General features: G+C 56.5%; 12 protein-coding genes. All 12 read left to right on the plus strand.

The window, feature by feature from the left end; all coding sequences use genetic code 11:
• Positions 1–328 (plus strand): phospho-N-acetylmuramoyl-pentapeptide-transferase (mraY, locus tag FQK12_RS24465; protein ID WP_146295794.1); only part of this gene is annotated, 328 nt, incomplete at its 5' end.
• Positions 329–330: 2 nt separating this feature from the next.
• Positions 331–1,647 (plus strand): UDP-N-acetylmuramoyl-L-alanine--D-glutamate ligase, encoded by a 1,317-nt coding sequence (gene murD, locus FQK12_RS24470; protein WP_014227919.1) that lies wholly within the window; start codon positions 331–333, stop codon positions 1,645–1,647.
• Positions 1,647–2,906: a cell division protein FtsW gene (gene ftsW, locus FQK12_RS24475; RefSeq protein WP_004098587.1), complete on the plus strand. Its 1,260-nt coding sequence runs from the start codon at positions 1,647–1,649 to the stop codon at positions 2,904–2,906. Before murD ends, ftsW begins: the two co-directional genes overlap by 1 nt.
• Positions 2,903–3,973, plus strand: a complete 1,071-nt coding sequence (gene murG, locus FQK12_RS24480; protein WP_014227920.1) for an undecaprenyldiphospho-muramoylpentapeptide beta-N-acetylglucosaminyltransferase — start codon at positions 2,903–2,905, stop codon at positions 3,971–3,973. Before ftsW ends, murG begins: the two co-directional genes overlap by 4 nt.
• Positions 3,974–4,020: 47 nt before the next feature.
• Positions 4,021–5,496, plus strand: coding sequence for a UDP-N-acetylmuramate--L-alanine ligase (gene murC / locus FQK12_RS24485; RefSeq protein WP_014227921.1), 1,476 nt, complete (start codon positions 4,021–4,023; stop codon positions 5,494–5,496).
• Positions 5,489–6,409, plus strand: a complete 921-nt coding sequence (locus tag FQK12_RS24490) for a D-alanine--D-alanine ligase (RefSeq protein ID WP_014227922.1) — start codon at positions 5,489–5,491, stop codon at positions 6,407–6,409. Before murC ends, FQK12_RS24490 begins: the two co-directional genes overlap by 8 nt.
• A gap of 1 nt (position 6,410) precedes the next feature.
• Positions 6,411–7,244: a cell division protein FtsQ gene (gene ftsQ / locus FQK12_RS24495; RefSeq protein ID WP_014227923.1), complete on the plus strand. Its 834-nt coding sequence runs from the start codon at positions 6,411–6,413 to the stop codon at positions 7,242–7,244.
• Entirely contained in the window at positions 7,241–8,497 is a 1,257-nt protein-coding gene (ftsA, locus tag FQK12_RS24500; RefSeq protein ID WP_004098594.1) for a cell division protein FtsA, read from the plus strand. Before ftsQ ends, ftsA begins: the two co-directional genes overlap by 4 nt.
• 62 nt (positions 8,498–8,559) lie before the next feature.
• Positions 8,560–9,711, plus strand: a complete 1,152-nt coding sequence (ftsZ, locus tag FQK12_RS24505; protein WP_004098597.1) for a cell division protein FtsZ — start codon at positions 8,560–8,562, stop codon at positions 9,709–9,711.
• A gap of 100 nt (positions 9,712–9,811) precedes the next feature.
• Positions 9,812–10,729 (plus strand): UDP-3-O-acyl-N-acetylglucosamine deacetylase, encoded by a 918-nt coding sequence (gene lpxC / locus FQK12_RS24510; RefSeq protein ID WP_004098599.1) that lies wholly within the window; start codon positions 9,812–9,814, stop codon positions 10,727–10,729.
• A 247-nt stretch (positions 10,730–10,976) separates the two neighbouring features.
• Positions 10,977–11,486: a secA translation cis-regulator SecM gene (gene secM, locus FQK12_RS24515; protein WP_032720385.1), complete on the plus strand. Its 510-nt coding sequence runs from the start codon at positions 10,977–10,979 to the stop codon at positions 11,484–11,486.
• Between the two features lie 62 nt (positions 11,487–11,548).
• Positions 11,549–14,254 carry a preprotein translocase subunit SecA gene (secA, locus tag FQK12_RS24520; protein WP_004098603.1) on the plus strand — a complete coding sequence of 902 codons (2,706 nt, stop codon included), beginning with the start codon at positions 11,549–11,551 and terminating at the stop codon, positions 14,252–14,254.
• Positions 14,255–14,257: the final 3 nt, after the last annotated feature.

The following is a 14,257-nucleotide window of genomic DNA, read 5'->3' on the forward strand; positions in this document are numbered from 1 at the left end:
CTTCCTGTGGTTCAACACCTACCCGGCGCAAGTCTTTATGGGCGACGTCGGTTCACTGGCGCTCGGCGGCGCGTTGGGCATTATCGCCGTGCTGCTGCGTCAGGAGTTCCTGCTGGTGATCATGGGCGGGGTTTTCGTGGTGGAAACGCTGTCGGTTATTCTGCAGGTCGGCTCCTTTAAGCTGCGCGGTCAGCGCATCTTCCGCATGGCGCCGATCCACCACCACTATGAACTGAAAGGCTGGCCGGAGCCGCGCGTTATCGTGCGCTTCTGGATTATTTCGCTGATGCTGGTGCTGATTGGCCTGGCGACGCTGAAGGTACGTTAATCATGGCAGATTATCAGGGTAAAAAAGTCGTCATTATTGGGCTGGGTATGACCGGCCTGTCATGCGTGGACTTTTTCATGGCTCGCGGCGTGACGCCGCGGGTGATGGATACCCGCGTTGCGCCGGCGGGGCTGGACAAGCTGCCGGAAGCCGTTGAGCGCTATGTCGGCGGTCTGAACGAAGACTGGCTGTTGACGGCGGACCTGATTGTCGCCAGCCCTGGCATCGCGCTGGCGCATCCTTCCCTGAGCGCCGCGGCGGATGCGGGGGTAGAAATAGTCGGCGATATTGAACTGTTCTGCCGCGAGGCGCAGGCGCCGATTATTGCGATCACCGGTTCCAACGGTAAAAGCACCGTGACTTCCCTTGTGGGAGAAATGGCGAAAGCGGCGGGGTTGAACGTTGGCGTCGGGGGCAATATTGGCCTGCCGGCGCTGATGCTGCTGGATCCTGAGCGCGAACTCTATGTCCTGGAGCTTTCCAGCTTCCAGCTGGAAACCACCTCCAGCCTGCGGGCGGCCGCGGCGACGATCCTTAACGTCACCGAAGATCATATGGACCGCTATCCGCTGGGGCTTCAGCAGTACCGCGCCGCCAAACTGCGCGTTTATGAGAACGCCCGGGCCTGTATCGTTAATGCCGACGATGCGTTAACCATGCCGGTACGCGGCGCTGACGATCGCTGCATCAGCTTCGGCGTTGACGTTGGTGACTATCACCTGAACCGCCAGCAGGGAGAAACCTGGCTGCGCGTCAAAGGCGAGAAAGTGCTCAACGTCAAAGAGATGAAGATTAGCGGCCAGCATAACTACAGTAACGCGCTTGCGGCCCTGGCTCTGGCGGACGCGGCGGGTCTGCCGCGCGCCAGTAGCCTGAAAGCGCTGACCACATTCACCGGGCTGGCGCATCGTTTCCAACTGGTGCTGGAGCACAACGGCGTGCGCTGGATCAACGATTCTAAAGCCACCAACGTCGGCAGTACTGAAGCGGCGCTCAATGGGCTGCATCTTGATGGAACGCTCTATCTGCTGCTGGGCGGCGATGGGAAATCCGCTGATTTCACGCCGTTAAGCCGTTACCTGACCGGCGACAACGTTCGCCTGTACTGCTTCGGCCGCGACGGCGCGCAGCTGGCGGCCCTTCGCCCGGACGTCGCCGTGCAAACGGAAACCATGGAGCAGGCGATGCGCCAGATTGCGCCGCAGGTTGTCGCGGGTGATATGGTGCTGCTGTCTCCCGCGTGCGCCAGCCTCGATCAGTTTAAAAACTTTGAACAACGCGGCGACATCTTTGCTCGCCTGGCGAAGGAGTTAGGTTGATGCGTTTATCACTCCCGCGCCTGAAAATGCCACGGCTGAGACTGCCGCGTCTGCCGGGAATGTTTATTTTCGCATGGCTGTTCGCCGCGCTGAAAGGCTGGGTGATGGGCTCGCGGCAAAAAGATACCGATAGCCTGGTGATGTATGACCGGATGCTGCTGTGGCTGACCTTTGGCCTGGCCGCAATCGGCTTCATTATGGTGACCTCGGCGTCGATGCCGGTAGGCCAGCGTCTGGCGAACGATCCGTTTCTGTTTGCCAAGCGCGATGGCTTATACATTCTGCTGGCGCTAGGGCTGGCGATGGTGACGCTGCGCCTGCCGATGGAGTTCTGGCAGCGCCATAGTACCGCGATGCTGATCGCCTCTATCGTCATGCTGCTGATTGTTCTGGTGGTCGGTAGCTCAGTTAACGGGGCGTCGCGCTGGATTGCGCTGGGGCCGCTGCGTATCCAGCCTGCGGAGTTTACCAAGCTGTCGCTGTTTTGCTACATCGCCAACTACCTCGTGCGTAAAGGCGACGAAGTGCGTAACAACCTGCGCGGCTTCTTAAAGCCGATGGGCGTGATTTTCGTACTGGCGATTTTACTGCTGGCGCAGCCTGACCTCGGTACCGTCGTCGTGCTGTTTGTGACCACCCTGGCCATGCTGTTCCTGGCGGGAGCCAAGCTGTGGCAGTTTATCGCCATTATCGGGATGGGGCTTTCGGCGGTCGTACTGCTGATTCTGGCTGAACCGTACCGTATCCGCCGCGTGACCTCTTTCTGGAACCCGTGGGAAGATCCGTTCGGCAGCGGCTACCAGCTAACCCAGTCGCTGATGGCCTTTGGTCGCGGCGAAATGTGGGGGCAGGGCCTGGGCAATTCGGTCCAGAAGCTGGAGTATTTGCCCGAGGCGCACACCGATTTCATCTTCGCCATTATCGGTGAAGAGCTCGGTTATATCGGTGTGGTACTCGCACTTTTAATGGTATTCTTCGTCGCTTTTCGCGCCATGTCCATTGGCCGCAAAGCGCTGGAGATTGACCACCGTTTCTCCGGATTTCTGGCCTGCGCCATTGGGATCTGGTTTAGCTTTCAGGCGCTGGTTAACGTCGGCGCGGCGGCGGGGATGCTGCCAACCAAAGGCCTGACGCTGCCGCTGATCAGTTACGGCGGTTCGAGCCTGCTGATTATGTCGACGGCGATCATGTTGCTGTTACGAATTGATTATGAAACGCGTCTGGAAAAAGCCCAGGCGTTTACACGGGGTGTTCGATGAGCGGTCAGGAAAAGCGCTTAATGGTGATGGCAGGCGGTACCGGCGGACACGTGTTCCCGGGACTGGCGGTTGCGCACCATTTAATGGACCAGGGCTGGCAGGTCCGCTGGCTGGGTACCGCGGATCGTATGGAAGCGGATTTAGTGCCGAAGCACGGCATTGAAATTGATTTCATTCAGATATCCGGCCTGCGCGGCAAGGGCCTGAAGGCGCAGATGCTGGCGCCGGTGCGTATTTTCAACGCCTGGCGTCAGGCGCGAGCGATTATGCAGCGTTTTCAGCCGGACGTGGTGCTGGGCATGGGCGGCTATGTTTCCGGACCCGGCGGTCTGGCGGCATGGTCGCTGGGGATCCCGGTTGTCCTGCATGAACAGAACGGGATTGCCGGCCTGACGAATAAATGGCTGGCGAAAATTGCCAAAAAGGTCATGCAGGCATTTCCCGGCGCTTTCCCGCATGCCGACGTTGTTGGCAACCCGGTTCGTACCGATGTGCTGGCGCTGCCGCTGCCGGAACAGCGGTTAGTCGGGCGTCAGGGGCCGATTCGCGTATTGGTCGTCGGCGGCTCGCAGGGCGCGCGCGTGCTCAATCAGACGATGCCGCAGGTGGCGGCGAAGCTGGGTTCTGCTGTCACCATCTGGCACCAGAGCGGTAAAGGGGGCCAGGAGAGCGTACAGCAGGCCTATTCCGACGCCGGCCAGCCGCAGCACAAAGTCACCGAATTTATTGACGACATGGCGGCGGCTTATGCCTGGGCCGATGTTGTCGTATGTCGTTCCGGGGCACTGACGGTGAGCGAAATTGCCGCCGCGGGTTTACCGGCGCTGTTTGTGCCTTTTCAGCACAAAGATCGTCAGCAGTACTGGAATGCGCTGCCGTTAGAGAAGGCAGGGGCAGCGAAGATCCTTGAGCAGCCGCAGTTTACCGTGGAGGCCGTCACGCAAACCCTGGCGGGTTGGGATCGCGAGACGCTGCTGGATATGGCGGAGCGAGCGCGCAGAGCCTCGATTCCGGACGCGACCGAACGGGTAGCAGAAGAAGTGAGCGCCGCAGCACTGGCGCGTTAATCGCGGTGATGATCACCGTCCGAATAAAGAAGTTGATGGCGTAAAGAATGAATACACAAGATCTGGCAAAACTGCGTTCTATCGTGCCCGAGATGCGTCGCGTCCGGCACATTCACTTTGTTGGCATTGGCGGTGCCGGCATGGGCGGTATTGCCGAAGTTCTGGCCAACGAAGGTTATCAGATTAGCGGCTCCGACCTGGCGCCGAATCCGGTGACCCAGCAGTTGACTCAGCTTGGCGCCACGATTTATTTCAACCATCGCCCTGAAAACGTGCGCGATGCGAGCGTTGTCGTGGTTTCCAGCGCGATTTCTGCGGATAACCCGGAAATCGTCGCCGCCCACGAAGCGCGTATTCCGGTTATTCGCCGCGCCGAGATGCTGGCGGAGCTGATGCGTTTTCGCCACGGCATTGCCATTGCCGGCACGCACGGAAAGACCACAACCACGGCGATGGTCTCGAGCATTTACGCTGAAGCCGGGCTGGATCCTACCTTCGTGAACGGTGGTCTGGTCAAAGCCGCTGGCGTGCACGCGCGCCTTGGCCATAGTCGTTACCTGATTGCCGAAGCGGACGAAAGCGACGCCTCGTTCCTGCATTTACAGCCGATGGTCGCTATCGTGACCAATATCGAAGCCGATCATATGGATACCTACCACGGCGACTTCGAAAACCTGAAGCAGACTTTTATTAACTTCCTGCACAATCTGCCGTTCTACGGACGCGCGGTGATGTGCGTGGACGATCCGGTGATTCGTGAACTGCTGCCGCGCGTTGGCCGCCAGCTCACCACCTACGGATTTAGCGATGATGCCGACGTTCGCGTGGAAGAGTATCGTCAGGTTGGCGCTCAGGGCCATTTCCGTCTGGTTCGCCAGGATAAAGAGGTCATTCAGGTGACGCTGAACGCACCGGGTCGCCACAACGCGCTGAACGCGGCGGCGGCGGTGGCCGTTGCCACGGAAGAGGGCATTGATGATGACGCTATTTTGCGCGCGCTGGAAAGCTTCCAGGGCACCGGCCGTCGCTTTGATTTCCTTGGCGAATACCCCTTAGCTGAAGTTAACGGTAAAGAGGGTACCGCGATGCTGATCGATGATTATGGTCATCATCCTACAGAAGTGGATGCCACCATCAAAGCGGCGCGGGCGGGCTGGCCGGATAAAAACCTGGTGATGCTGTTTCAGCCGCACCGTTTTACCCGTACGCGCGATCTGTACGATGATTTCGCCAACGTGCTGACCCAGGTTGACGCGCTGCTGATGCTGGACGTTTATTCCGCGGGCGAAGCCGCTATTCCTGGCGCCGACAGCCGCTCGCTGTGCCGTACGATTCGCGGCCGCGGTAAAGTCGACCCGATTCTGGTTTCCGACCCGGCGCAGGCGGCAGAGATGCTGGCTTCAGTATTGACCGGCAACGATCTGGTGCTGGTTCAGGGGGCGGGAAACATTGGTAAAATCGCCCGTCACCTGGCGGAAATCAAATTGCAGCCGCAAAAATCGCAGGAGGAGCGCCATGGCTGATAAAATCGCGGTCCTCTTTGGCGGAACCTCCGCTGAACGTGAAGTCTCTCTCAATTCAGGTTCGGCGGTGCTCGCCGGCCTGCGCGAAGCCGGGGTCGATGCGCACCCGGTCGACCCGCGCGACGTGGATATTACCCAATTGAAAAATATGGGTTTTCAGAAAGCGTTTATTGCCTTGCACGGTCGCGGCGGTGAAGATGGTACGTTGCAGGGTCTGCTGGAGCTGATTCAACTCCCCTATACCGGCAGCGGCGTGATGGCTTCCGCTATCTCAATGGATAAGCTGCGCAGCAAACTGCTGTGGCAGGGCGCCGGGCTGCCGGTTGCGCCGTGGGTTGCGCTGACGCGTAAACAGTTCACCGCGGGGCTTTCCGCTGAGGTAGAACAGCAGATTTCCGCCCTCGGACTGCCGTTGATTGTTAAACCCAGTCGCGAAGGCTCCAGCGTCGGTATGTCCAAAGTCAGCGAAAGTTGTGCATTACAAAATGCATTGGCGCTGGCTTTTCAGCATGATGACGAAGTTCTGATTGAAAAATGGCTCAGTGGGCCGGAATTTACCGTCGCTATCGTCGGAGAAGAAATTTTACCGTCAATACGTATCCAGGCGGCTGGAACCTTCTATGATTATGAAGCAAAGTATCTCTCTGATGAAACGCAATATTTCTGCCCTGGCCTGGAAGATTCCGCGCGCGAGGCAGAAATGCAGGCTCTGGTGCAAAAAGCCTGGGATAGTCTTGGCTGTTACGGCTGGGGGCGAATTGATGTGATGCTGGACAGCGATGGCCAGTTTTATCTGCTGGAAGCAAACACCTCTCCTGGCATGACCAGCCATAGTCTGGTGCCCATGGCGGCGCGTCAGGCAGGGATGAGCTTCTCGCAGCTTGTTGTACGAATTCTGGACCTGGCGGGGTGATATGTCGCAGGCTGCGCTGAATACGCGGAACCACGAAGAGGAAGACGAAACCTCTTCGCGTCGAAGTAATGGCTCTCGTCTGGCGGGTATCTTCTTCCTGCTGGCGGTGCTCTGTACCGTGCTGGTCAGCGGATGGATGGTTCTGGGCTGGATGGAAGATGCACAGCGGTTACCGCTGTCAAAGATGGTGGTCACCGGTGAGCGTCACTACACGCGCAACGATGATATCCGTCAGGCGATTCTGGCATTGGGGTCGCCGGGCACCTTTATGACGCAGGACGTCAACATTATTCAAAGCCAGATTGAACGTCTGCCGTGGATTAAGCAGGCGAGCGTCAGAAAGCAGTGGCCGGACGAATTGAAGATTCATCTGGTTGAATATGTGCCGATAGCGCGCTGGAATGATCAGCATATGGTAGACGTGGACGGAAATTCTTTCAGCGTGCCGTCAGATCGCACCAGTAAACAGAATTTACCGATGTTGTACGGCCCGGAAGGCAGTGAGAACGAAGTCCTTCAGGGATACCGCGACATGGGGCAGGTGCTGGCGAAGGATAAATTCACGTTGAAAGTAGCGGCAATGACCGCGCGTCGCTCCTGGCAGTTGACGCTTAATAACGACATTAAGCTCAACCTTGGTCGGGGTGACACCATGAAACGGCTTCAGCGCTTTATGGAACTCTACCCGGTTCTTCAGCAGCAGGCGCAGACCGACGGCAAACGGATAAGCTACGTTGATTTGCGTTATGACTCGGGAGCGGCAGTCGGTTGGGTACCGGCTCCTGTAGAGGAAACTCAACAACAACAGAATCAGGCACAGGCAGAACAACAATGATCAAGGCGACGGACAGAAAACTGGTAGTTGGACTGGAGATTGGCACCGCTAAGGTTGCCGCTTTAGTAGGGGAAGTTCTGCCCGACGGTATGATTAATATCATTGGCGTGGGCAGTTGCCCATCGCGTGGTATGGATAAAGGCGGAGTGAACGACCTGGAATCCGTGGTGAAATGCGTGCAGCGCGCCATTGACCAGGCCGAACTGATGGCGGATTGCCAGATCTCGTCAGTCTATCTGGCGCTTTCAGGCAAACATATCAGCTGTCAAAATGAAATCGGTATGGTGCCGATTTCTGAAGAAGAAGTGACGCAGGACGACGTAGAGAACGTGGTACATACCGCGAAATCGGTTCGCGTGCGCGACGAGCATCGCGTTCTGCACGTTATCCCGCAGGAGTACGCCATCGACTACCAGGAGGGGATTAAAAACCCCGTAGGACTGTCTGGCGTACGCATGCAGGCGAAAGTGCATTTGATTACCTGCCATAACGATATGGCAAAAAATATTGTCAAAGCGGTGGAGCGTTGCGGTCTGAAAGTCGACCAGCTTATTTTCGCCGGTTTAGCCGCCAGCTATTCCGTATTAACGGAAGACGAACGTGAACTGGGTGTCTGCGTGGTGGATATCGGCGGTGGTACAATGGATATTGCGGTCTATACCGGCGGCGCGCTGCGTCATACCAAAGTGATCCCGTACGCGGGCAACGTGGTGACCAGCGATATTGCCTACGCTTTCGGTACGCCGCCGAGCGACGCAGAAGCCATTAAAGTGCGTCACGGCTGTGCGCTGGGTTCCATCGTTGGTAAAGACGAGAACGTGGAAGTCCCCAGCGTAGGCGGGCGTCCGCCTCGTAGTCTGCAGCGTCAGACGCTGGCCGAGGTGATTGAGCCACGTTATACCGAATTGCTCAACCTGGTGAATGAAGAGATCCTGCAGCTGCAGGAACAGCTCCGTCAACAAGGTGTGAAGCACCACCTGGCGGCTGGCATTGTATTAACCGGCGGTGCGGCGCAAATTGAAGGACTTGCCGCCTGCGCGCAGCGCGTATTCCATACGCAGGTGAGAATTGGCGCGCCGCTGAATATTACCGGATTAACGGATTATGCCCAGGAGCCGTATTACTCGACGGCGGTTGGGCTGCTGCACTACGGGAAGGAATCTCATCTCAGTGGTGAAGCAGAGGTGGAAAAACGCGTAACGGTCGGGTCGTGGATCAAACGACTCAACAGTTGGTTGCGAAAAGAGTTTTAATTTTTTAAGAGAACGCAGAAAATTAGCGTTCTCAGGCGACAGGCACAACGGAGAGAGAAATTATGTTTGAACCTATGGAACTGACCAACGACGCGGTGATTAAAGTCATCGGCGTCGGCGGCGGCGGCGGTAACGCCGTTGAGCACATGGTGCGCGAGCGCATTGAGGGTGTTGAATTTTTCGCGGTGAACACCGACGCGCAGGCTCTGCGCAAAACGGCTGTTGGCCAGACTATCCAGATCGGTAGCGGTATTACCAAAGGTCTGGGCGCAGGCGCAAACCCGGAAGTCGGCCGTAACGCGGCGGATGAAGACCGTGAAGCGCTGCGTGCCGCCCTTGACGGCGCCGATATGGTGTTTATCGCAGCCGGCATGGGCGGCGGTACCGGAACCGGTGCTGCGCCAGTGGTGGCTGAAGTTGCAAAAGATTTAGGTATCCTGACCGTTGCCGTGGTGACTAAGCCGTTCAATTTTGAAGGCAAGAAGCGCATGGCGTTCGCTGAGCAGGGCATCACCGAGCTGTCCAAGCATGTGGATTCGCTGATCACCATCCCGAACGACAAGCTGCTGAAGGTTCTCGGCCGCGGCATTTCTCTGCTCGACGCTTTCGGTGCGGCCAACGACGTGCTGAAAGGCGCGGTGCAGGGTATCGCTGAGCTGATCACCCGCCCAGGCCTGATGAACGTCGACTTTGCGGACGTGCGTACCGTGATGTCTGAAATGGGCTACGCCATGATGGGCTCCGGCGTGGCGAGCGGTGAAGACCGTGCGGAAGAAGCGGCTGAAATGGCGATCTCTTCTCCGCTGCTGGAAGATATCGATCTGTCCGGCGCGCGTGGCGTTCTGGTCAACATCACTGCGGGCTTCGACCTGCGTCTGGATGAGTTCGAGACCGTAGGTAACACTATCCGCGCATTTGCTTCGGATAACGCCACCGTGGTTATCGGTACCTCTCTGGACCCGGATATGAACGACGAGCTGCGCGTAACCGTCGTTGCTACCGGTATCGGTATGGACAAACGTCCGGAAATCACCCTGGTCACCAACAAACAGGTGCAGCAGCCGGTGATGGATCGTTACCAGCAGCACGGTATGTCTCCACTGACGCAAGAGCAGAAACCGGCCGCAAAAGTGGTCAACGACAATACGCCGCAGGCCGCGAAAGAGCCAGATTATCTGGATATTCCAGCCTTCCTGCGTAAGCAAGCCGATTAAGAATTGGCTGGAAGTTGGGCATCTGCGCTCTTTGTGCTAAACTGGCCTGCCGAATGTATAGTACACTTCGGTTGGATAGGTAACTTGGCGAGATTATACGATGATCAAACAAAGGACTCTTAAACGTATCGTTCAGGCGACTGGCGTCGGTTTGCATACCGGCAAGAAAGTCACCCTGACGTTACGCCCTGCGCCGGCAAATACCGGGGTCATCTATCGTCGCACCGACTTGAATCCACCGGTTGATTTTCCGGCTGATGCCAAATCTGTGCGTGATACCATGCTCTGTACTTGCCTGGTCAATGAGCATGACGTGCGGATATCGACGGTTGAGCACCTCAATGCCGCGCTGGCTGGCTTGGGTATCGACAACATTATTATTGAAGTCGATGCGCCGGAAGTCCCAATTATGGACGGTAGTGCGGCTCCGTTCGTTTATCTGTTGCTGGATGCCGGCATCGATGAACTGAACTGCGCTAAGAAATTTGTGCGTATCAAAGAGACAGTTCGCGTTGAAGATGGCGATAAATGGGCCGAATTCAAACCGTATAATGGTTTTTCACTGGACTTCACCATTGATTTTAACCATCCGGCGATTGACTCCAGCAGCCAGCGCTATGCAATGAACTTCTCGGCTGATGCGTTTATGCGCCAGATTAGCCGCGCGCGTACCTTCGGTTTTATGCGTGATATCGAATATCTGCAGTCCCGCGGCCTGTGCCTGGGCGGCAGCTTCGATTGTGCCATCGTTGTTGACGATTATCGCGTACTGAACGAAGACGGTTTGCGCTTTGAAGATGAGTTTGTCCGTCACAAAATGCTGGATGCCATTGGCGACCTCTTTATGTGTGGTCACAACATTATCGGCGCATTTACGGCGTACAAATCCGGTCACGCGTTGAATAACAAACTGCTGCAGGCTGTTCTGGCAAAACAGGAAGCCTGGGAGTATGTGACCTTCGAGGACGACGCAGAAATGCCGCTGGCGTTCCGCGCCCCGACGCTGGTTCTGGCATAAGTCAGACCCGGCAGTAAATTCGACTGGTAACCTGGTACTCTCTCCGGCCAGGGAGCCAGTCGTTTTCTTTTTTATATTCCCGCTGCGTCCTGCTTTGATTTTTAACTGCATTTTTTGCGCGTTCGTTCCTTTTTTAAACGTTTTTCCCCCGCCTGAGACCTCATTCCTGCTGCCGTGACGGCGTATTAATGTTAGTATTTGGACGCAAAATATTTCTTAGGGTTGCTACCAACAAAAGGTAACGTAAGTGAGTGGATTGCTGACGCGCTGGCGACAGTTTGGCAGACGGTATTTCTGGCCGCATCTCCTGTTGGGGATGGTCGCGGCTAGCCTCGGCCTGCCTGCGCTTAGCAATGGTCATGAGCATGAGGCCGCGTCGCCCGCTAAAACGACGTCCAGCAACCATAATCCTGCTAAAGTTAATTTTTCTCAGCTAGCGCTGCTGGAATCTTCCAGTCGTCGGCCCAATTTCACGGTTGATTACTGGCATCAGCACGCCATTCGTACGGTCATTCGCCACCTCTCTTTTGCGATGGCCCCGCAGGCGCTGCCGGTAGCGGAAGAGTCTTCACCGCTTCAGGCGCAGCATCTGGCCCTTCTCGACACGCTTAGCGCGCTGTTGACGCAGGAGAGTAAACCTCCGGCCATTGTTCATCTGGCGGCATATAACCCCTCTATTTCCCACTGCGCGTTTCGCGTCTGTACCTGGATTAGCCAGGTGGCCGGCATACGCGCAGGGCCTCAACGTCTCAGCTAAACCAAAAACGGACCATTCTATTTTTTTGTGACTCCGCACCGCGGGGCGTTTGAGATTTTATTATGCTAATCAAATTATTAACTAAAGTATTCGGTAGCCGTAACGACCGTACGCTGCGTCGTATGCGCAAGGCCGTCAACGTGATCAACGCCATGGAACCGTCCATGGAAAAACTGTCCGACGACGAACTGAAAGGGAAAACCGCTGAGTTCCGCGCTCGCCTGGAAAAAGGCGAAGCCCTGGAGAGCCTGATCCCGGAAGCCTTTGCCGTCGTGCGTGAAGCCAGTAAACGCGTCTTCGGCATGCGTCACTTTGACGTTCAGCTGCTGGGCGGCATGGTTCTCAACGACCGCTGTATTGCAGAAATGCGTACCGGTGAAGGTAAAACGCTGACCGCAACTCTGCCTGCCTATCTGAATGCGCTGACCGGTAAAGGCGTTCACGTGGTGACCGTCAACGACTATCTGGCGCAGCGTGATGCCGAGAACAACCGCCCGCTGTTTGAATTCCTGGGGATGACCGTTGGCATTAATATGTCCGGCCTGCCTGCGCCTGCCAAGCGTGAAGCCTACGCAGCCGATATTACTTACGGTACCAACAACGAATACGGCTTTGACTATCTGCGCGACAATATGGCCTTCAGTCCTGAAGAGCGCGTCCAGCGCAAACTGCACTATGCGCTGGTGGATGAAGTCGACTCCATTCTGATCGATGAAGCGCGTACCCCGCTTATTATTTCCGGCCCGGCTGAAGACAGCTCGGAAATGTACAAGAAGGTGAACAAGATCATTCCGCACCTGGTGCGTCAGGATAAAGAAGACTCCGAAACCTTTACCGGCGAAGGGCACTTCTCCGTCGATGAGAAAGCGCGTCAGGTAAACCTGACCGAACGCGGCCTGGTGCTGATTGAAGAGCTGCTGGTGAATGAAGGTATTATGGAAGAAGGCGAGTCGCTGTACTCACCGACCAATATCATGCTGATGCACCACGTGACCGCCGCGCTGCGCGCGCATGTGCTGTTCACCCGCGATGTTGATTACATCGTGAAAGATGGCGAAGTGATCATCGTCGACGAACACACCGGCCGTACGATGCAGGGGCGCCGCTGGTCCGATGGCCTGCACCAGGCCGTTGAAGCGAAAGAAGGCGTTGATATTCAGAACGAGAACCAGACGCTGGCTTCAATTACCTTCCAGAACTATTTCCGCCTGTACGAGAAGCTGGCAGGGATGACCGGTACCGCCGATACCGAAGCGTTTGAATTTAGCTCAATCTATAAGCTGGATACCGTTGTGGTTCCGACCAACCGTCCGATGATTCGTAAAGACATGGCGGACCTGGTCTATATGACCGAAGCGGAAAAAATTCAGGCCATTATCGAAGATATTAAGCAGCGTACCGCCGCGGGTCAGCCGGTGCTGGTGGGTACCATTTCTATCGAAAAATCAGAAGTGGTCTCTAATGAATTAACGAAGGCGGGCATCAAGCACAACGTGCTGAACGCGAAATTCCACGCCAGCGAAGCGGACATCGTTGCGCAGGCGGGCTATCCGTCTGCGGTAACCATTGCGACCAACATGGCCGGCCGTGGTACCGACATTATGCTTGGCGGTAGCTGGCAGGCCGAGGTCGCCCAGCTGGAAGACCCGACTCCGGAACAGATTGCGCAGATCAAAGCCGACTGGCAGGTTCGTCACGATGCGGTACTGGCTGCGGGCGGTCTGCATATCATCGGTACCGAACGCCATGAATCCCGCCGTATTGATAACCAGCTCCGCGGTCGTTCAGGCCGTCAGGGGGACGCCGGTTCTTCCCGTTTCTATCTGTCGATGGAAGATGCCCTGATGCGTATCTTCGCGTCTGACCGCGTGTCCGGCATGATGCGTAAACTGGGTATGAAGCCGGGTGAGGCTATCGAGCATCCGTGGGTGACCAAAGCGATTGCCAACGCGCAGCGTAAAGTCGAGAGCCGCAACTTCGATATTCGTAAGCAGCTGCTGGAATATGACGATGTGGCTAACGATCAGCGTCGCGCTATTTACACCCAGCGTAATGAGCTGCTCGATGTGACCGACGTGAGCGAGACGATTAACAGCATTCGTGAAGACGTATTTAAAGCGACCATCGATGCCCATATTCCTCCGCAGTCGCTGGAAGAGATGTGGGATATTGAAGGCCTGCAGGAGCGTCTGAAAAATGACTTCGACCTCGAGCTGCCGCTCAAAGAGTGGCTGGATAAAGAGCCGGAGCTTCATGAAGAAACGCTGCGTGAGCGCATTCTGCAGAGCGCCATTGAAACCTATCAGCGTAAGGAAGAAGTGGTTGGCGCTGAGATGATGCGTCACTTCGAAAAAGGCGTCATGCTGCAAACGCTGGACTCCCTGTGGAAAGAGCACCTGGCGGCGATGGACTACCTGCGTCAGGGGATCCACCTGCGCGGCTATGCGCAGAAAGATCCGAAGCAGGAATATAAGCGTGAATCTTTCTCCATGTTCGCTTCAATGCTGGAATCCCTGAAATATGAAGTGATCAGTACTCTGAGCAAAGTTCAGGTGCGGATGCCGGAAGAGGTTGAAGCGATGGAGCAGCAGCGTCGTGAAGAAGCTGAGCGTCTGGCGCAGATGCAGCAGCTGAGCCATCAGGACGATGATAGCGCAGCCGCGGCCGCGCTGGCTGAACAAACCGGCGAGCGTAAAGTGGGTCGTAACGATCCTTGCCCGTGCGGTTCTGGCAAAAAATACAAGCAGTGCCACGGTCGCCTGAGCTAAGCT

This window comes from Klebsiella sp. ME-303, assembly GCF_007910085.1.
Classification (GTDB): Bacteria; Pseudomonadota; Gammaproteobacteria; order Enterobacterales; family Enterobacteriaceae; genus Klebsiella; species Klebsiella michiganensis.